Origin of the sequence: Catellatospora coxensis, assembly GCF_016862635.1 — a bacterium.
In the GTDB taxonomy this organism is placed as follows: Bacteria; Actinomycetota; Actinomycetes; order Mycobacteriales; family Micromonosporaceae; genus Catellatospora; species Catellatospora coxensis.
Genome location: NZ_BONI01000072.1, coordinates 1 through 18,488, shown reverse-complemented (window position 1 = coordinate 18,488; position 18,488 = coordinate 1). Strand labels below are relative to the sequence as shown.

18 protein-coding genes are annotated in these 18,488 nt (G+C 70.9%); 9 read left to right on the top strand and 9 right to left on the bottom strand.

Going from position 1 to position 18,488, the window contains the following annotated elements:
- Nucleotides 1–38 precede the first annotated feature (38 nt).
- Nucleotides 39–1,013, top strand: coding sequence for a dTDP-glucose 4,6-dehydratase (rfbB, locus tag Cco03nite_RS32260; RefSeq protein ID WP_203697189.1), 975 nt, complete (start codon nt 39–41; stop codon nt 1,011–1,013).
- Between the two features lie 153 nt (nt 1,014–1,166).
- On the opposite strand, the gene prcA is transcribed toward rfbB, so the two are convergent.
- The 5 genes from prcA to dop form a co-directional block, all read right to left on the bottom strand.
- Complete coding sequence (prcA, locus tag Cco03nite_RS32255) at nt 1,167–1,949, bottom strand: proteasome subunit alpha (protein ID WP_203697187.1); 783 nt, start codon at nt 1,947–1,949, stop codon at nt 1,167–1,169.
- Between the two features lie 42 nt (nt 1,950–1,991).
- Nucleotides 1,992–2,834 (bottom strand): proteasome subunit beta, encoded by an 843-nt coding sequence (gene prcB / locus Cco03nite_RS32250; RefSeq protein WP_203697185.1) that lies wholly within the window; start codon nt 2,832–2,834, stop codon nt 1,992–1,994.
- Nucleotides 2,753–3,238, bottom strand: coding sequence for an endonuclease VII domain-containing protein (locus Cco03nite_RS32245; RefSeq protein WP_239167832.1), 486 nt, complete (start codon nt 3,236–3,238; stop codon nt 2,753–2,755). Before Cco03nite_RS32245 ends, prcB begins: the two co-directional genes overlap by 82 nt.
- Nucleotides 3,239–3,431: 193 nt before the next feature.
- Nucleotides 3,432–3,644 carry a ubiquitin-like protein Pup gene (locus tag Cco03nite_RS32240; protein WP_203697181.1) on the bottom strand — a complete coding sequence of 71 codons (213 nt, stop codon included), beginning with the start codon at nt 3,642–3,644 and terminating at the stop codon, nt 3,432–3,434.
- 61 nt (nt 3,645–3,705) lie between these two features.
- Nucleotides 3,706–5,223, bottom strand: coding sequence for a depupylase/deamidase Dop (dop, locus tag Cco03nite_RS32235; RefSeq protein WP_344348703.1), 1,518 nt, complete (start codon nt 5,221–5,223; stop codon nt 3,706–3,708).
- Nucleotides 5,224–5,402: 179 nt separating this feature from the next.
- Here dop and Cco03nite_RS32230 point away from each other — a divergent pair, with 179 nt between their 5' ends.
- Nucleotides 5,403–6,365, top strand: a complete 963-nt coding sequence (locus tag Cco03nite_RS32230) for a glycosyltransferase family 2 protein (RefSeq protein ID WP_203697179.1) — start codon at nt 5,403–5,405, stop codon at nt 6,363–6,365.
- Nucleotides 6,366–6,418: 53 nt separating this feature from the next.
- Here Cco03nite_RS32230 and arc read toward each other — a convergent pair whose 3' ends face one another.
- Nucleotides 6,419–8,185, bottom strand: coding sequence for a proteasome ATPase (arc, locus tag Cco03nite_RS32225; RefSeq protein WP_203697177.1), 1,767 nt, complete (start codon nt 8,183–8,185; stop codon nt 6,419–6,421).
- Nucleotides 8,186–8,379: 194 nt separating this feature from the next.
- On the opposite strand from arc, the gene Cco03nite_RS32220 reads away from it, so the two are divergent.
- Nucleotides 8,380–8,664: a ferredoxin gene (locus tag Cco03nite_RS32220; RefSeq protein ID WP_373314379.1), complete on the top strand. Its 285-nt coding sequence runs from the start codon at nt 8,380–8,382 to the stop codon at nt 8,662–8,664.
- A gap of 42 nt (nt 8,665–8,706) precedes the next feature.
- On the opposite strand, the gene Cco03nite_RS32215 is transcribed toward Cco03nite_RS32220, so the two are convergent.
- The 3 genes from Cco03nite_RS32215 to Cco03nite_RS32205 are packed head-to-tail and all read right to left on the bottom strand — an operon-like array spanning nt 8,707 to nt 11,422.
- Complete coding sequence (locus tag Cco03nite_RS32215) at nt 8,707–9,261, bottom strand: hypothetical protein (protein WP_239121003.1); 555 nt, start codon at nt 9,259–9,261, stop codon at nt 8,707–8,709.
- Nucleotides 9,262–9,278: 17 nt separating this feature from the next.
- Nucleotides 9,279–10,238 carry a tRNA (adenine-N1)-methyltransferase gene (locus tag Cco03nite_RS32210; RefSeq protein ID WP_203697173.1) on the bottom strand — a complete coding sequence of 320 codons (960 nt, stop codon included), beginning with the start codon at nt 10,236–10,238 and terminating at the stop codon, nt 9,279–9,281.
- Nucleotides 10,239–10,261: 23 nt separating this feature from the next.
- Complete coding sequence (locus Cco03nite_RS32205) at nt 10,262–11,422, bottom strand: M50 family metallopeptidase (protein WP_239167831.1); 1,161 nt, start codon at nt 11,420–11,422, stop codon at nt 10,262–10,264.
- A 79-nt stretch (nt 11,423–11,501) separates the two neighbouring features.
- Here Cco03nite_RS32205 and Cco03nite_RS32200 point away from each other — a divergent pair, with 79 nt between their 5' ends.
- From Cco03nite_RS32200 to Cco03nite_RS32175, 6 genes are all read left to right on the top strand, one after another.
- Nucleotides 11,502–12,386 (top strand): RecB family exonuclease, encoded by an 885-nt coding sequence (locus tag Cco03nite_RS32200; protein WP_203697171.1) that lies wholly within the window; start codon nt 11,502–11,504, stop codon nt 12,384–12,386.
- A gap of 22 nt (nt 12,387–12,408) precedes the next feature.
- Nucleotides 12,409–13,710, top strand: a complete 1,302-nt coding sequence (locus Cco03nite_RS32195; protein ID WP_239167830.1) for a sensor histidine kinase — start codon at nt 12,409–12,411, stop codon at nt 13,708–13,710.
- 13 nt (nt 13,711–13,723) lie between these two features.
- Complete coding sequence (locus Cco03nite_RS32190; protein ID WP_275412091.1) at nt 13,724–14,395, top strand: response regulator; 672 nt, start codon at nt 13,724–13,726, stop codon at nt 14,393–14,395.
- A gap of 74 nt (nt 14,396–14,469) precedes the next feature.
- Complete coding sequence (locus Cco03nite_RS32185) at nt 14,470–15,252, top strand: ABC transporter ATP-binding protein (protein ID WP_203697169.1); 783 nt, start codon at nt 14,470–14,472, stop codon at nt 15,250–15,252.
- Nucleotides 15,249–17,804, top strand: coding sequence for an ABC transporter permease (locus Cco03nite_RS32180; RefSeq protein WP_203697167.1), 2,556 nt, complete (start codon nt 15,249–15,251; stop codon nt 17,802–17,804). The genes Cco03nite_RS32185 and Cco03nite_RS32180 overlap by 4 nt, the downstream gene beginning before the upstream one ends.
- A 195-nt stretch (nt 17,805–17,999) precedes the next feature.
- On the top strand, nt 18,000–18,488 hold a 489-nt coding region (locus Cco03nite_RS32175; RefSeq protein ID WP_203697165.1), incomplete at its 3' end, for an ABC transporter ATP-binding protein.

Sequence of the window (18,488 nt, the reverse complement as noted above, 5' to 3'; positions counted from 1 at the left end):
ACGGCGCGCCACGGAACGTGACATAAACTTCCGTTGTCATGAAACTTCTGGTCACCGGCGGCGCGGGCTTCATCGGCTCCCACTACGTACGCACCCGGCTCGCCGCACCGGGCCACCCCACCGACCGGATCACCGTGCTCGACCGGCTCACCTACGCCGGCAACCGCGACAACCTCGCCCCCGTCGCCGCCGACCCCCGGCTCACCTTCGTCGAAGGCGACATCTGCGACCCGCACCTGGTCGACGACCTCGTCGCCGGGCACGACGCGGTGATCCACTTCGCCGCCGAATCACACGTCGACCGGTCCATCACCGCCGCCGCCGAGTTCGCCCGCACCAACATGCTCGGCACCCAGATCCTGCTCGACGCCGCCGCACGCCACCGCACCGGCCGCTTCGTGCACGTCTCCACCGACGAGGTCTACGGCTCCACCGACACCGGCAGCTGGACCGAACACCAGCCGCTCGCCCCGCGCTCGCCCTACGCCGCGTCCAAGGCCGGCGCCGACCTGCTCGCGCTCGCCGCGCACACCACCCACGGCCTCGACGTCGTGGTCACCCGTTCGGGCAACACCTACGGGCCCTACCAGTACCCCGAAAAGATCATCCCGCTGTTCACCACCAACCTGCTCGACGGGCTGCCCGTGCCGCTCTACGGCGACGGCTCGCACCGCCGCGAATGGCTGCACGTCACCGACCACTGCGCCGGCGTCGAGCTGGCCCTGCGCCACGGGCGCGCCGGCGAGGTCTACCACCTCGGCGGGCACGACGAACTCGCCAACAGCGACCTCACCGCCCTGCTGCTGAAGCTCACCGACCGCGGCCCGGAACTGGTCCACCACGTCGCCGACCGCCCCGGCCACGACCACCGGTACGCCCTGGACAGCACGAAGGCCACCGAGGAGCTCGGCTACCGGCCCACCGTCGCGCTCACCGACGGGCTGGCCGCCACCGTCGCCTGGTACCGCGCCAACCGCGCCTGGTGGGAACCCCTGACCGCCCGCCACCACTGAACCGCCGTCGCCGAACCACCTGCCGGACGCCCGACCCCTGCGCCACACCCGCCCGGAATTTTATAGACGTTGGCCTATCTCATCGAAAATCCGCGGCTCGGATTCGATGAGATAGGCCAACGTCTATTCAAAAACGGGGCGGGACGGGGCGAGTCACTCCGCCGCAGGTGTGTCGGTCTCAGGGGCCGGTTTCGGGGCCTCCGACTTGGGCGCGGCGGCCTTGGCCGGCTCGGCCTTCGCCGGGCTCACCAGGGCGGCCAGCGCCGCGCCGACCACGCGCCGGAACTTGCGGCCCGGCCGGGCCCGCTCCAGCACCGCGACCTCCAGCTGCTCGGGGGCCAGCGTGCGCGCCGCGCCGCCCTCGCCACCGACGCTGCTCAGCGCCTTCACCGCCAGCTTCAGCGCCTCGCCCAGCGTGTGCGACTCGCTGTGCTCGGCACGCAGCACCCCGGCGATCGCCTCGGCCTGCCCGCCCATCGCCATGAAACCCGGCTCGTCCTGCACCGAACCGTCATAGGTCAGCCGGTACAGCTCGTCGTGCTCCGGCGTCGCGCCCACCTCGGCGACGCAGATCTCCACCTCGTACGGCTTGCCCTGCTCGCTGAAGATCGCGCCCAGGGTCTGCGCGTACGCGCTGGCCAGCGCCCGCCCGGTGACGTCCCGGCGGTCATAGGAGTAACCCCGCAGGTCGGCCATGCGCACACCGGCGTTGCGGAGGTTCTCGAACTCGTTGTAGCGGCCCACGGCCGCGAACCCGATCCGGTCGTAGATCTCGCTCACCTTGTGCAGCGTGGTGGAGAGGTTCTCCGCCACGAACAGCACACCACCGGCGTACGTCAGCACGACCACGCTGCGACCGCGGGCGATGCCCTTGCGGGCGTACTCCGAGCGGTCCCGCATGATCTGCTCAGGCGAGGCGTAGAACTGCATGGCCACGGCGTGTCTTCTCCTTATGGCGTTTCGGGAGAGCGGATGGGATCAGGCGCCCGGCTGCTGCGCCCGCGCCGCGATGACGACCTCGGCCAGGGCCGCGGTCTCCTCGTCGGTCAGGCGCTGCGTGCCCTCGGCGGTCGCGGTCATCACCACAGGGAAGATCTTGCGGATGACGTCCGGGCCACCGGTGGCGGTGTCGTCGTCGGCCGCGTCGTAGAGGGCCTCCACGGCCAGCTGCGACGCCTCGGCGATGCTGAGGCCGCGCTTGTAGCGCTTCTTCAGCGACGACTTCGCGAACAGCGAACCCGAGCCGATCGCGTCATAGCCGCCGTGCTCCTCGTACAGGCCGCCCGCGATGTCGAAACTGAAGATGCGCCCCACCTTGCCGGGCGTCTTCGCGTCGAGATCGAACCCGGCGAACAGCGGGATCACGGCCAGGCCCTGCATGGCCGCGCCGAGGTTCTGCCGGATCATCGTGGCCAGGCGGTTGGCCTTGCCGTCGAGCGAGAGCATCGCGCCCTCGATCTTCTCGTAGTGCTGCAGCTCCACCTGGAACAGCCGCATCAGCTCGATGCCGACGCCGGCCGTGCCCGCGATGCCGATCAGCGAGTACGGGTCGGCGGGGTGCACCTTCTCGATGTCGCGGCTCGCGATGAGGTTGCCCATGGTCGCGCGGCGGTCACCGGCCATCACCACACCCTCGTCGGTGCTGATCGCGACGATGGTGGTGGCGTGCGGGGCCAGGTCGGCGTTCATGCCGGCGGGCAGGGGGCGGCGGCCGGGCAGCAGCTCCGGCGCGACCTGCGTCAGGAAGTCCGTGAAAGACGACGTTCCCGGCGTGGTGAAACTAGCTGGTAGACGCCCGGGTGAACCAAGACCCGCTGCCACGCTGTCTCCTTCAGATACTCGATCGCCCTGGCGAGGTTTTGCCGATCGTCCTTGAACTGTCCAAGGCCGCCGTTGCAGTTGAGGCACAGGATGCCACGTACGTTACCGAATTCATGGTCATGGTCAACGTGCTCGGGGCCCGGTGCGCCGCAGATGGCGCACACGCCGCCCTGCCCCGCAAGCAGCGCCTCGAAGTCCTCCTGCGTCATCCCGTAACGACGCCGCAGGTGGTACTCACGGTTTCCGCCGTAGAGCCTTTGCTTCGCCTCGGCGCTGCGCTTGTTGTGGCATGGCAAGCAGTAGGCATGAAGGCCACCCGCTTTGGCTTTGGCGCGGGCGAAGTCATCTTTGGGCTTGACTTCGTCGCATTGGGGGCACCATTTCATGCCGTCAGGGATGGCCACGGCAGCCCTCTTCGCCGGTGCCACCCCTCGCTTGCGACGGTCTGCCTCAAGCCGACTCCGCGTGCACGAACGACAGTAGAAACTCCGCCCGTCCTTGCGGCTCTTGTTGTTGTAGAAGTCGGTCAAGGGCAAGCGCCGATCACACTGGGGGCAGTTCTTCCAGTCGTCCGGGGAAAAATCGGACATACCGGGATCACTCCCCCCCTTTCTGTACGTAACCCCTAATGAACTCCTCGGCGTTCTCCTCGAGGACGGCGTCGATCTCGTCGAGGATGTCGTCGACGTCCTCGCCGATCTTCTCGACGCGCTCGGCAACCTCGGGGTTCACCTCGGGCGCGACCGACTCGGCTTCCTGCTCGTTCCGAGAGCGGCCCGACTGTGACTGTCCACCGTCCTGCGTGGCCATCTGCGCCTCCCTGACGTCGCCTGTGGGCCTTAAACGTAGCGCGCGGGACCGACGAAAGCGATCACCCCGCGGTGATCACTTCCAGAAGATCCTTTGCGCTGGGGCAACGGTCGAAGAGCGCGCCGACGTGTTTCTTCGTGCCGCGCTCCGGCTCCATCATCGGCACCCTGACCAGGGCCTCCCGGCCCACGTCGAAGATGACCGAGTCCCAGCTCGCGGCGACCACTTCGGACGCGTACTTGCCCAGGCACCGGCCGCGGAAGTACGCCCGCGTGTCGTCCGGCGGGTCGGTCATCGCGGCGCGGGTCGACTCCGGGTCGAGCAGCGTCTTCATCGCGCCGCGGGCGACCAGGCGGTGGTAGAGGCCCTTCTCCGGGCGCACGTCGCTGTACTGCAGGTCGACCAGCTGGAGCTTGGACGACGCCCAGCCCAGGTTCTCCCGCTCGCGGTAGCCCTCCAGCAGGCGCAGCTTGGCCACCCAGTCCAGCTCGTCGGCGAGCTGCATCGGGTCGTCGCCGAGCCGGCTCAGCACGCTCTCCCAGCGGTCGAGCACGTCGCGGGTCTGGGCGTCGGTGTCGGCGCCGGTGCGCGCCTCGACGAACGCGTGGGCCCGCTCGAAGAAGGCCCACTGCAGGTCGAGCGCGGTGAGCCGGCGGCCGTCACGCAGCCGCATGGTGTGCTTGAGGGTCGGGTCGTGGCTGACGGCGCGCAGTTCGGCGACCGGGTCGGCGATGCCGAGGTCGGCGGTGAGCGCCTTCTCCTCGATCATGGTGAGGATCAGCGCGGTGGTGCCGACCTTGAGGTAGGTCGAGATCTCGGACAGGTTCGCGTCACCGATGATCACGTGCAGGCGGCGGTACTTGTCGGCGTCGGCGTGCGGCTCGTCGCGGGTGTTGATGATGGGCCGCTTGAGCGTGGTCTCCAGGCCGACCTCGACCTCGAAGAAGTCGGCGCGCTGGGTGATCTGGAAGCCGGCCTGGCTGCCGTCCTGGCCGATGCCCACCCGTCCGGCGCCGCAGAAGATCTGCCGCGTCACGAAGAACGGGGTGAGGTAGGTGACGATGTCCGCGAAGGGGGTCTGCCGGCGCATGAGGTAGTTCTCGTGCGCGCCGTACGAGGCGCCCTTGTTGTCGGTGTTGTTCTTGTAGAGGTGGATCGGGTGGCTGCCCGGGATCGTCGCGGCGCGCCGCGCGCCCTCGGCCATGACCTGCTCGCCGGCCTTGTCCCAGCGCACCACGTCCAGCGGGTTGGTCACCTCGGGGGTGGAGTACTCCGGGTGGGCGTGGTCGACGTAGAGCCGGGCGCCGTTGGTCAGGATGACGTTGGCCAGGCCGAGGTCCTCGTCGGCGAGCGCCTCCGCCGGGTCGTACGCCGCGCCGGTGTAGCTGAAGCCCCGGGCGTCGCGCAGCGGCGACTCCTCCTCGTAGTCCCAGCGGGCACGTCCGCCCCGGGCCAGCTCGGGCCGGGCCCCGTAGGCGTTCACGACCTGGGAGGAGGTCACCATCGGGTTGGCCCCGGGCTGTCCCGGCACGGAGATCCCGTACTCGACCTCGGTACCCATGATCCGCCGCACGCTCATGGAATGAAGCCTCTCACACCGTCACCGGTGAGACGAGGAGAGCATCCGTGTTCGGGCCAGCCTGGGAGGTTCAGCGCCTTTCGTACACCCGCATGCCGGTGCCGTCCGGGCGTGGATCGGCGGACGGGGATACCATCCCCGTTCTGGACCTGGCACTGCTCGATGAAGGATCCCGCGAGATGACCCCGCCCGCATTGTCTGTCGTGATCCCCATGTACAACGAGCAGGAGGTGCTGCCCCTGCTCGTCGCGCGGCTGCGCCCGCTGCTGGACGGCGCGGGGCTCGACTACGAGGTGGTGGCGGTCGACGACGGCAGCGCGGACGCGACCGCGCCGATGCTGCTGCTGGCCTGCCGGGAGTGGGCGCAGCTGCGGGTGGTCCGGCTGCGGCGCAACAGCGGCCACCAGGCGGCGCTGACGGCGGGTCTGCACCGGGCGCGGGGCGAGTTCGTGGCGAGCATCGACGCGGACCTGCAGGACCCGCCGGAGAAGATCCTGGAGATGCTCGCGCTGGCGCGGGCGGAATCGCTGGACATCGTGTACGGGGTGCGCGACGACCGGACGACGGACACGCCCTTCAAGCGGCACACGGCGCAGGTGTACTACCGGCTGATGCGCCGGCTGGTCGGCAAGAAGGTGCCGCACAACGCGGGCGATTTCCGGCTGCTGAGCCGGGCGGCGGTGGAGGCGCTGCGGGCGATGCCGGAGCGCCAGCCGGTGTACCGGCTGCTGGTGCCGTGGCTGGGTTTCCCGAGCGGCGAGGTGGCCTACCGCCGGGAGGCGCGGGCGGCGGGCAGCACGAAGTATCCGCTGAGCAAGATGGTCCGGCTGGCGGTCGACAGCGTCACGGACTTCTCGGCCGCGCCGCTGCGCCTGGCGACGTGGTCGGGGCTGGCGAGTTTCTTCCTGTGTTTCGTGCTCGGCTGCTACAGCCTGGTGCGGTTCGTGGCCGGGGCGACGGTCAGCGGCTGGACGTCGCTGTTCACGGCGATCCTGTTCCTGGGCGGGGTTCAGCTGCTGTGCCTGGGCCTGCTGGGCGAGTACCTGGGCCGGGTGTTCGTGGAGGTCAAGGGCCGCCCGACGTACATCGTGGGTTACGACTCGGCGGAGACGGCCGAGCAGGCCGCTGCCGGCGTCCGCTGACGAGGACGGCGCCCGCCCCCTGGCGGGGACGGGCGCCGTCTTCGTAGTGCCTGTTACAGGTACTGGCCGGTGTTGCTGGCGGTCTCGATGGACCGGCCCGACTCGGTGCCCTTGCCTCCGGAGACCAGGGTGCGGATGTAGACGATCCGCTCGCCCTTCTTGCCGGAGATTCGTGCCCAGTCGTCGGGGTTGGTGGTGTTCGGCAGGTCCTCGTTCTCGCGGAACTCGTCCAGGCAGGCGTCCAGCAGGTGCTGCAGGCGCAGGCCCTTCTTGCCGGAGGACAGGAACTCCTTGATCGCCATCTTCTTGCCGCGGTCCACGATGTTCTGGATCATGGCGCCGGAGTTGAAGTCCTTGAAGTACAGGACCTCCTTGTCACCGTTGGCGTAGGTGACCTCCAGGAAGCGGTTCTCCTCGGTCTCCGAGTACATCCGCAGCACCACCGAATTGATCATCGCGTGCACGCACGCCTCGGCGTTGCCACCGTGCTCGGCCAGGTCGTCCGGGGACAACGGCAGGCCGGTCAGGATGTACTTGCTGAAGATGTCCTTGGCCGCTTCGGCGTCCGGACGCTCGATCTTGATTTTGACGTCGAGCCGGCCCGGGCGCAGGATCGCCGGATCGATCATGTCCTCGCGGTTCGAGGCGCCGATGATGATGACGTTCTCCAGGCCCTCGACACCGTCGATCTCGCTGAGCAGCTGGGGAACGATGGTGTTCTCCACGTCGGAGGAGACACCGGAGCCGCGGGTACGGAAGATCGAGTCCATCTCGTCGAAGAACACGATCACCGGGGTGCCTTCCGAGGCCTTCTCCCGGGCCCGCTGGAAGATCAGCCGGATGTGCCGCTCGGTCTCGCCGACGTACTTGTTGAGCAGCTCCGGACCCTTGATGTTGAGGAAGTAGCTGGTCTTCTTCTCCTCGCCGCGCCGCTCGGCGATCTTCTTGGCCAGGGAGTTCGCGACCGCCTTGGCGATCAGCGTCTTGCCGCAGCCGGGAGGACCGTAGAGCAGCACGCCCTTCGGCGGGCGCAGCTGGTGCTCGCGGAACAGCTCCGCGTGCAGGAAGGGCAGCTCCACGGCGTCGCGGATCTGCTCGATCTGGTGCACCAGGCCACCGATGTCGTGGTAGTCGACGTCGGGCACCTCCTCCAGGACGAGGTCCTCGACCTCGCTCTTGGGGATGCGCTCGTAGGCGTACGCGGACCGGGGCTCGATCATGAGGGAGTCGCCGGACCGCAGCAGCCCGCCGATCAGGCCCTCCGCGAGGAAGACGATCCGCTCCTCGTCGGCGTGCGAGACCACCAGTGCGCGGTCCCCGCCGTCGAGGATCTCCTTGAGCATGACCACCTCGCCGGCCCGCTCGAAACCGAGCGCGTCGACGATGTTGAGGGCGTCGTTGAGCAGCACCTCCTGTCCCCGTTGCAGCGCGTCGACGTCAAGCGACGGCGACACTGCCACCCTCAGCTTGCGCCCGCCCGTGAAGACGTCCACCGTGCCGTCCTCGTGCCGCGCGAGGAAGACGCCGTACCCGCTGGGCGGTTGCGCCAGCCGGTCGATCTCCTCCTTGAGCGTCACGATCTGGGCGCGCGCCTCCTTGAGCGTGGCCACCAACCGCTCGTTGTTCTCCGTGAGCCGCGACAGCTGGGCCTGGGTAGCGGCGAGCCGCTCCTCCAGCTGCCTGACGTGCCGCGGGCTCTCACTCAACTTGCGCCGCAACAGGGCGAGCTCCTCTTGCAGGAACGCGACCTGAGTGGAGAGATCGTTGGCTTCCTTCTCCCACCGCGCGGCGCGCGCATCCGCGTCGTCGCTCTTTGCCACGTCCCACCTCCCCGGGGGTGTCCTCCCGCCGGTCCTACCTCGTTCGGCCGACGTTTAGGGTGCTCCTAACACTAGCGGCTGATCGCCTCAGTTGAACCCTCCCGACACCCCCGTACCCGGAAGAAGATCGAGAATCTGCCCTGTCGGCCGACCTCCCCCGGGCCCGTGTGGAGCGGGGCGCTAGGGTCGGACACGTGAGTGAGCTGAGGGTGCGAGTAGATCAGGACCTCTGCACGGGCGACGGCCTGTGCGTGCAGTACGCCCCCGAGGTGTTCGAGTTCGACGTCGACGGCCTGGCGTACGTCAAGGGCGACGACGGGGAACTGCTGGTGGCCCCGGGTGCGACCGTCGAGATCCCGGCGCATCTGCGCCTGGAGGTCATCGATGCCGCGCAGGAGTGCCCGGGTGAGTGCATCCACATCCAGCGCACCCACGACGGGGAACCCCTGTCCGAGGAAGAACGCGCCGCGCTGCGCTGACCTTCCCCGCGTCCCACCATCCGGACACCGGGGGCCCCGCCGTCAGAGCATGGGGCGCCCGGCGAGCGACGCCACGAGCTGAGCGAACTCCTCCAGCCGGGCGATCTGTCCGGATCCGCCGTCTTCGAGCGTTTTGCCGAAGCGCAGCGCGTCCTGCCGCACCACGTGCTGCGGGTCGTCGAGCGGGTGTCCGTTGCTGGACTCGTCCAGCGAGCTGAGCAGCAGGTACACGTCGACGCTGTCGACGCGCAGGTGGTTGCCGGCGGTGCGGCTGAGCCGGCGGCGGCAGCCCACCTCGGTGATCACCGACAGCGGCACCACCCGCAGCGACGAGATCATCGAGCCCGCGGGGCCGTCCCCGGGGGCGGTGTCCTCGCCGTGCCACAGCAGCAGCCGGGAGCCGTCGCAGACGACGACCTCCTGCCACACGCCGTTGAACTCGTTGACGAAACGCTCCAGCGTGAACCCGAGCACCTGGGTGCCGCGCAGGACGCCTTCCAGGGCGTCCAGCGCGACCTCCGGATCACGCAGGTAGGCCCGGGCGGCGCTGTCCAGGTCCGGGTACGGCGACCAGTCGGGGAACACGGCCGGGGGCACGTTCACGGGTGTCTCTCCTACTCCCAGACCTCGTCGGCGACGGCTCCGGCGTCGGGCGTCTCGGCGGGGGCGGCGGCCTTCTTCCGCAGGTCGTACGCCTCGCGGCCCTTGCTCGGCTTGCGGCGGCGCGGCGGCGCGGTGACCCCGGGGGCCAGCTTGCGGGCGCGCACCAGGAACGCGGTGTGCGCGATCATGCGGTGGTCCGGGCGCACGGCCAGGCCGTCGGCGTGCCAGTCGCGCACCAGCGACTCCCAGGCCAGCGGCTCGGTGAAGCCGCGCTCGCGCAGCGCCTCGACCAGCTCGGAAAGCTGCGGCGTGGTGGCCACGTAGCCGATGAACACGCCGCCGGGCAGCAGGGCCCGCTCGACCATGTCGAGGGCGGCCCACGGGGTCAGCATGTCCAGGATGATCCGGTCGAAGCCGGTCTCGGTGTTGTCGGCGACGTCGCCGACGTGCAGGTGCCAGGACGGCTGCGACGGGTCGGCCGGCTTGCCGTCGGCGGCCCAGGTGCTGCCGAACCAGTTCTGCACGTTCTTGCGGGCCACCGCGGCGAAGTCGTCGCGCAGCTCGTACGACCACAGCTGCCCCTCGGGCCCCACGGCCCGCAGCAGCGAGCAGGACAGCGCGCCCGAGCCGACGCCCGCTTCCAGCACCTTCGCCCCGGGGAAGACGTCGCCCATGGCGACGATCTGCGCCGCGTCCTTGGGGTAGATCACCTGCGCGCCGCGCGGCATGGACAGCACGTAGTCGGCCAGCAGCGGGCGCAGCGCCAGGTAGGCGGTGTTGCCCGAGGAGTGCACCACGCTGCCGTCGGGCAGGCCGATCAGGTCGTCGTGGGCCAGGATGCCGCGGTGGGTGTGGAACGCCTTGCCGGGCTCCAGCACGATGGTGTGCATCCGGTTCTTCGGGTCGGTCAGCTGCACCCGGTCGCCGGCGACGAAGTTGCCGCGCGGCGCACGTGGCGTCGGTTCGGTCATGATCGGTCAGGTTCCTGTCTCAGTCAGCTTGCGGCCTTGAGCGCCGCGGGGTCGAGCACCTGCACCACGTCCATGACGGTGAGCACGCCCACCACATTGTCCCCGTCGACCACGAGGTAAGGAGTGGCCGGGTCCCCCCGGAGGAGCTTGATCACGTCGGCGCCGCGGGCGGCCGACGGGATGACCGCCACCGCGTCGATGCCGCGGGCCAGCGTCTCCACGGTCACCCAGGGCCGGCGCTGCTCCGGCACGGCCGCCGCGGCCTCGGGCACCACCAGCGCGATCAGCCGCCCGTCCGGGTCGGCCACGCCCAGCACCGAGGCCCGGTGCCCGGCCTCGTTCGCCCGCCGGGTCGCCTCCGCCAGTGAGGTGCCGGTCGGCACCGTGAACAGCGGCCGGGCCAGGCGCACCGGGTCGACCAGCGGGTAGCGCGAGCGCACCCGCGCGGTCATCACCGCGCCGGCCGCGCCCTGCCAGATGCTGAACGCGACGAACATGCCGAACACCACGCCGACCAGCTGGTACCAGCCGGTGTAGTACAGCCACAGCGAGATCAGCGCGGTGGCGACCGCGACGACCCGGCCCGACCAGCCCGCGAACAGCAGGCCCGCGTCCTTGTCGCCCTTGATGCCCCAGACGACGGCGCGCAGCGCCCGGCCGCCGTCCAGCGGCCAGCCGGGCAGCGCGTTGTAGATCGCCACGATGATGTTGCACAGGGCGAGCTGGAAGGCGATCTGGTCGACGATGGTGCCGTTGGGCAGCAGCACCGTGGCGATCACCGAACCGACGCCGAGCAGCGCGGACACACCGGGGCCGGCCAGCGCGGTGGCCAGCTCGACGCCGTGGCGCGGCGAGTCGTGCTCGAACTCGGTGTAGCCGCCGAGCAGGTCCAGCGTGATGCCCTTGACGCCGATGCCGTAGTGGCGGGCGGTGAGCGCGTGGCCGAGCTCGTGTAACAACACCGACAGCAGCAGGCAGGCGACGAAGCCGAGCCCGGCCAGGTAGCGGGCCGCGCCGTCGAGGTGGAGGGTGTCGCCGAGGCGGTCGCCGTACCACCAGGTGATCAGCAGCGACATGACCACCCACGAGGCGCTCAGACGCAGCGGAAACCCGAGGATGCGGCCGACCTGGAAGCCGGATTTCCGCTCGCCCTGCGAAGCGGACTTTGGTGTCGAATCGCTCACGACGTCGTCTCCATCGTGACCATGCTATGTCGTGGCGGCGTGCGGGACCCCGTCGTACCGCTCGCCTAACCTGTGGGTCATGACCGAGCAGGCAAGTGTCCCCCTCCCCTCGCTGTCGCCGTCCCGGGCGGCCGACTTCAAGACCTGTCCCCTGCTCTACCGTTTCCGCAGCATCGACCGCATCCCCGAGCAGCCGACCCCGGAGCAGGTGCGCGGCACGCTGGTGCACGCGGTGCTGGAGAAGCTGTTCGACTCCCCCGCCGCCGACCGCACCCGCGCGGTCGCGGACGAGATGGTCACCCCGCAGTGGGAGCGGCTGGTCGAGGAGCAGCCCGAGCTGGCCACGCTGTTCGACGCGGAGGAGGCGATGAGCCGCGAGGAGTTCCTGTCCTCGGCCACCGACCTGCTCGGCGGCTACTTCGCCGTGGAGGACCCGCGGCGGCTGGAGCCCGCCGAGCGCGAGCAGCTGATCGAGGCGGTGCTGGGCGCGCAGGGCGAGCAGCAGCTGCTGATCCGCGGCTACATCGACCGGCTCGACGTGTCCCCCGACGGCGCGATCCGGGTGGTCGACTACAAGACCGGCGGCGCGCCCCGGGAGGCGTTCGAGGCGCGGGCGCTGTTCCAGCTGAAGTTCTACGCACTGGTGCTGTGGCGCACCCGGGGCGTGGTGCCGCGGGTGCTGCGGCTGCTCTACCTCAAGGACGCCGAGGTGTGCGACTACACCCCCGACGCCGAGGAGCTGACCCGGTTCGAGAAGACGCTGTTCGCGCTGTGGAAGGCGATCGAGACGGCGACCGCCGCGCAGGACTTCCGGCCCAAGCCGAGCAAGCTGTGCGCGTGGTGCAGCCACCAGCAGCGCTGCCCGGAGTTCGGGGGCACCATGCCGCCGTTCCCGCAGCAGGTGACGGCGCAGACGGTGGACAGCAGGCAGGCCCGGCTGGCCGCGGCCCAGCCCGAGGGGTGAGCCGACCGGGTAGCCTGCCCGGGTGCCCCTCACCCCCCTGACCCGGCGCTTGAGCTGGTGGAAGCCCGCCTGGTGGACGCCGCTGCGCGCGGACGCCGCGCTGGCCGCCGGGCTGTTCGTGGTGCAGGTCAGCCTGGCGTACGCCGAGCCGGGCTGGGGCATGCGGACCAGCGCGGCCACGCTGCTGTGGTGCGCGGTGACGCTGCTGCCGGTGGTGCTGCGGCGCACCCACCTGTGGCTGGGCGTCGCCGCGACGGCGGCGTTCACCGCGGTCGGCCTGCTGTGGCCGCAGTCGCTGATGGGCGGGCAGGGCGTCGCGCTGTGGGTGCTGGCGTACACGGCGGCCGCGTACGAGCGGTGGTGGCGGGCCGTGCTGGCCACGGCCGCGCTGTGGCTGGTCAACGACCTGATGTGGGTGTGGGCGTACCGCAACGACGTGATCGTCGACGCCACCGGCGCGGAGATGATCTCCATGTCGGCGGGGATGGTCGTCAACCTCGTGGTGATGGTGATCACCTTCCTGATCGGCCGCACCGTGCGGGCGCGCCGGGAGGCGTCGACGGCGCTCGCCGAGCGGGCCCTGGCCGCCGAGAGCAGCCGGCAGGCGCACGCCGAGCAGGCCGTCGCCGAGGAGCGCCGGCGCATCGCCCGGGAGCTGCACGACGTGGTCGCCCACCACGTCAGCGTCATCGGCGTGATGTCCACCGGCGCGCGGCGCATGCTGCACCGCGACCCGGCCGCCGCCGACGAGGCCCTGGCGACCATCGAGCAGACCAGCCGCACCACCCTGCGCGAGCTGCGCCGGCTGCTGTTCGTGCTGCGCTCGGAGAGCGCCCCTGACGACGACTTCGACCGCAGCCCGCAGCCTGGCCTGGCCGCGCTGCGCACCCTGGTGGAGCAGGTGTGCGAGGCGGGGCTGTCCACGTCGCTGCGGGTGGACGGCGAGCTGGGCGAGGTCGACCCGGGTGTGGCGCTGACGGCGTACCGGATCGTGCAGGAGGCGCTGACCAACGCGCTCAAGCACGCCGGGCCGGCGCGCGCCGAGGTGCGGCTGGCCGTCGACGGCCGGCTGCTGAGCATCGAGGTGTTCGACACCGGGCGGGGACCGTACGCGCGTACCCTCTCCGCAGACGGGATCACCATCGGCGCGGTCACCGGCCACGGCCTGCTCGGCATGCGCGAGCGTGTCGCGGTGTACGGCGGCACCCTGCGCACCGGCCCCCGTCCGGGCGGCGGGTTCCGGGTGCACGCGCGGATCCCGCTCGAACAGGCGGGGACGGCGGGCGCGCCGGCCCCGGACACGGAAGCGGAGGTCGCAGGGTGACGGTGGTTTCGCGGTGAAGCCGATCCGGGTGCTGCTCGCCGACGACCAGCCGCTGCTGCGCAGCGGGTTCCGCATGGTGCTGGGCGCCGAGCCCGATCTCGACATCGTCGGCGAGGCCGCCGACGGCGCGGAGGCCGTGGACCTGGCCCGGCGGCTGCTGCCGGACGTGGTGCTGATGGATGTGCGCATGCCGCGCCGCGACGGGGTCGCCGCGACCCGCGACATCACCGCGGCGAAGCTGCCCGTGCACGTGCTGATCCTGACCACGTTCGACCTCGACGACTACGTGGTCGGCGCGCTGCGGGCCGGGGCCAGCGGCTTCCTGGCCAAGGACGTGCCCGCCGACGAGCTGGTCGCCGCGATCCGCACGGTCGCCGCGGGCGAGGCCGTTGTCGCGCCGCGCATCCTGCGCCGGCTGCTGGACCGCTTCGCCGGGCTGCTGCCCGACCCGGACGCGACCGTGCCGCACTCGCTGAGCACGCTGACCGAGCGCGAGCGCGAGGTGCTGGTGCACGTGGCCCGGGGACTGTCCAATGCCGAGATCGCACGAGCGCTGACGGTGAGCGAGACCACGGTCAAGACGCACGTCGGGCACATGCTGACCAAGCTGGGGCTGCGCGACCGGGTGCAGGCGGTGGTGCTGGCGTACGAGACCGGGCTGGTACGACCCGGCTCTACTACCTGAGGAGGAGCCCGCCGCCCGGAAGACCGTTCCCAGGTCTGAGGGCGGGGTGGGCAGCCGCTGACAGCCTGTGGGGCATGACTTCTCCGGTTACCGAAAGGCCCGCCGCGGGCGCCGGCGCCGCTGCCCGCGCGACAGATCTCTGGAAGGTGTACGGCTCGGGCGAGGCGCAGGTGATCGCCCTGCGCGGGGTGAACGTCGAGCTCGAACGCGGCCGGTTCACGGCCATCATGGGCCCGTCCGGCAGCGGCAAGTCCACCCTCATGCACTGCATGGCGGGCCTGGACTCGGCCACCCGCGGGCAGCTCGCCATCGGCGACACGGCCCTGAACGGGCTGGGCGACGCGGGACTGACCCGGCTGCGCCGGGAGAAGGTGGGCTTCATCTTCCAGCAGTTCAACCTGCTGCCGACGCTGACCGCGGAGGAGAACATCCTGCTCCCGCTGGCCATCGCCGGGCGCAAGCCGGACCCGGGCTGGTTCAGGACGGTCGTCGACACGGTCGGCCTGGGCGACCGGCTCGGGCACCGGCCCAACCAGCTGTCCGGCGGCCAGCAGCAGCGGGTCGCCTGCGCCCGCGCGCTGGTGGCCCGGCCGGAGGTCATCTTCGCCGACGAGCCGACCGGCAACCTGGACAGCCGCTCCGGCGCGGAGATCCTTGGCTTCCTGCGCCGCAGCGTGACCGAGCACGGGCAGACCATCGTCATGGTCACCCACGACGCGAACGCCGCGAGCTACGCCGGCCGGGTCATCTTCCTGGCCGACGGGCAGATCGTCGACGAGCTGACCGAGCCGACGGCCGACGCGGTGCTCGACCGCATCAAGCGCCTCGACGTCGTGTCCACGGGGGCCCCGGAATGATCAAGGCCAGCCTCCGCGGCCTGCTGCAGCGCAAACTGCGCCTGTCGCTGGCCGTCTTCGCCATCGTGCTGTCGGTGGCGTTCCTCGCCGGCAGCATGGTGCTGTCGGACACCCTGAGCGCCCGCTTCACCGCGCTGTTCACCACGGTGAACCAGAACGTCGCGGTGGTCGTGCAGCCGAAGGACCCGCAGGCGGTCGAGCCGGCCCGGCTGACCGAGGCGCAGCTGCGCACCCTGTCCGAGGTGGACGGCGTACGCGTCGTCTCGCCGGACGTGAGCGTGCAGGGCGCGACGCCGTTCCGGGCCACCGACGGCGAGCCGGTCAGCGCCGACGCGGCCCTCGGCTTCGGCGTCGACGGCAACGACGACCCGCTGGGCCTGGTCGAGCTGAGGGAGGGCCGCTGGCCCACCGCCGAGAACGAGGTCGCGATCACCGCGCACACCGCCGAGCTCGCCAAGGTCAAGCGGGGCGAGCAGCTCAAGGTGTACCTGCCGGTGCTCAACGAGCCGCGCTCGTTCACCGTGGTGGGCGTGGCCGGGTACTCCGGCGGCCGGGACAGCCTGGCCGGCGAGGTCGTCGTCATGTTCCAGCAGGCGTTCGCGCAGCGGACCTTCTACGGCGAGACCGGGCGGTTCGGCGGCGCGTCGTTCGCGGCCGAGCCTGGGGTCAGCGACATCGAGCTGAAGCAGCGGATCGAGCAGCGGCTGCCCGCCGGGTTCAAGGCGCTGACCGCGGAGGAGAGCAGCGAGGACCGGGCGGCGCTGTCGGGCGGCGTGATCATCGACGTGTTCAAGTACATCCTGGTCGGGTTCGCGGTGGTCGCGGGCATCGTCGGCATCTTCCTGATCTTCAACACCTTCAACATCATCGTCGCGCAGCGCACCCGCGAGCTGGCCCTGCTGCGGGCGCTGGGTGCCGGCTGGGGCCAGGTCGCCGGTTCGGTGCTGCTGGAGGCGCTGGTGGTCGGCGTGGTCGGGGCGACGCTGGGGCTGGCGGCCGGTGTCGGCGTGGCGGCGGCCGCGGAGCAGTACCTGATGGGCGAGGTCCCGCTGCCGCCCGTCGACCTGGTCGTCGCGCCGCTCACGGTGCTCCTGTCGTACCTGCTGGGCGTGGTGGTGACGCTGGTGGCCGCGTTCGTGCCCGCGGTGCGCGCCTCGTCGGTGCCGCCGGTGGCCGCGATGCGCGACGTGGTGCGCCCCGACAAGTCACTCAAGGCCCTGTCCATCGTCGGCGCGGTCTTCGCCCTGCTGGGCATAGGCCTGGTGGCGCTGGGCGCGTTCGCCGACCTCGGCGGCACCGCGTTCCTGATCCTGCTGTTCGGCGCGCTGCTGCTGTTCGTCGGCACGCTGCTGCTGTCGCCGCTGCTGGCACGTCCGATCGTGCGCGGTCTGGGCGCGCTCATCGGCCGGGGCTCGGCGGGCGACCTCGGGGTGCGCAACGCGGCCCGCAACCCGCGCCGCACCGCCGTCACCGCCGCCGCGATCATCATCGGCGTCACCGTGATCGGCATGACCGCGACCGTGGTCCAGTCCTTCAAGACCAGCCTGGAGGACATCATGGGCGAGAACATCGGCGTGGAGGTGATGATCCAGGCGGCCGTCACCGCCGCCCCGGACGGCCGGCAGGGCTTCAACCCGAAGGCGCTGGACCAGGTGCGCGCCATCCCCGGCGTGAAGGAGGCCGCGGCCTGGCACTTCGACGCGCTCGGGGTGAGCGTCGCGGGGCAGCCGCAGGCGTTCGGCGTCTTCGCCACCGACGTCGGCCAGGCCGCGCGCATGTTCCCGTTCGACGCGACCGGCGGCGAGATCCGCACCCTGGCCGCGCAGGAGCTGGTGCTCGACGGCAACACCGCCGAGACGCTCAAGCTCAAGGCGGGCGACCGGACCCCGGTGGTGATCGGCGGGGTGACCCGCGACTACACCGTCGTCGGCGTGTACCAAGCGACGCCGATCATCCAGGGCATCCTGGTCGGCGAGCCCGCGATCGCGGACTTCCCCGGGCCGCTGGCGTTCCAGGGCTTCGTCTCGCTGAACGACGGCGTCGACGCCGCCCCGGTCGTCGAGAAGATCGAGACGATCATGAAGGACTACCCGGGCGTACAGGTCGGCGACCGGCAGTCCTACGTCGACCAGGCCACCGCGAGCTACGACTTCCTGTTGATCGCGGTGCAGATCCTGCTGCTGGTGGCGCTGGTCATCGCGCTGCTGGGCATCCTGAACACGCTGGTGCTCAGCATCGTCGAGCGCACCCGCGAGCTGGGCCTGGTCCGCGCGGTCGGGCTCAGCCGGGGCGGCCTGGTCTGGATGATCACCGTTGAGTCGGTGCTGATCACCGTGTTCGGGGTGTTCCTCGGGTTGGCCCTCGGGGTCGGTCTCGGGGCCGCGTTCACCAAGGCGCTGATGACGCTGGAGTTCGCGTCGGTCATCGCGATCCCCTGGCTGGAACTGGCGCAGTACCTCCTGGCCGCGGTCGTGGCCGGGGTGCTCGCCGCGGTCATCCCGGCCCGGATGGCGGCCCGGCTGAACGTGCTGGACGCCATCTCGTACGAGTAGCCGCCCGCCCGGGTCAGGGTCGCCCCTGACCCGGGCGTGGGGGGCATTCCCGGCGTGCGATACCCGGGACGGTTCACCCCGCGGGTCGAGGGACGGGGCCTTTGCCGCCCCGACGATGAGTACACCGGCCGGTCGCGTGCCCCGCCTTGGCAGCGGCCGGCCGGTCCATTCGTCGACCGGCCGAGGGAAGAACTCATGACAACAGCAGCCCCGCCCCTGATCCGCCAGCGCGTGGAGACCTCCGCCGCCCGCGCGTCGCAGGTGTGGAAGGTGTACGGCTCCGGCGAGGCCCAGGTGGTGGCCCTGCGCGGGGTGGACGTCGAGCTCGAGCGCGGCCGGTTCACCGCCATCATGGGCCCGTCCGGTTCCGGCAAGTCCACGCTCATGCACTGCCTGGCCGGGCTCGACTCGGTCAGCCGCGGGCAGGTGTACGTCGGCGACACCGAGGTCACCGGCCTCAACGACGCCGGGCTGACCCGGCTGCGCCGCGAGAAGATCGGCTTCATCTTCCAGCAGTTCAACCTGCTGCCGACGCTGACCGCGCAGGAGAACATCCTGCTCCCGCTGGCCATCGCCGGGCGCAAACCGGACCAGGACTGGTTCAAGACGGTCATCGACACCGTGGGCCTGGGCGACCGGCTCGGGCACCGGCCCAACCAGCTGTCCGGCGGCCAGCAGCAGCGC

Excerpts from the sequence above, each read along its gene's own strand:
- rfbB (WP_203697189.1), top strand. The coding sequence starts at position 39 with ATGAAACTTCTGGTCACCGGCGGCGCGGGCTTCATCGGCTCCCACTAC.
- Cco03nite_RS32240 (WP_203697181.1), bottom strand. The coding sequence starts at position 3,644 with ATGGCCACGCAGGACGGTGGACAGTCACAGTCGGGCCGCTCTCGGAAC.
- dop (WP_344348703.1), bottom strand. The coding sequence starts at position 5,223 with ATGAGCGTGCGGCGGATCATGGGTACCGAGGTCGAGTACGGGATCTCC.
- Cco03nite_RS32230 (WP_203697179.1), top strand. The coding sequence starts at position 5,403 with ATGACCCCGCCCGCATTGTCTGTCGTGATCCCCATGTACAACGAGCAG.
- Cco03nite_RS32210 (WP_203697173.1), bottom strand. The coding sequence starts at position 10,238 with ATGACCGAACCGACGCCACGTGCGCCGCGCGGCAACTTCGTCGCCGGC.
- Cco03nite_RS32200 (WP_203697171.1), top strand. The coding sequence starts at position 11,502 with ATGACCGAGCAGGCAAGTGTCCCCCTCCCCTCGCTGTCGCCGTCCCGG.
- Cco03nite_RS32185 (WP_203697169.1), top strand. The coding sequence starts at position 14,470 with ATGACTTCTCCGGTTACCGAAAGGCCCGCCGCGGGCGCCGGCGCCGCT.
- Cco03nite_RS32180 (WP_203697167.1), top strand. The coding sequence starts at position 15,249 with ATGATCAAGGCCAGCCTCCGCGGCCTGCTGCAGCGCAAACTGCGCCTG.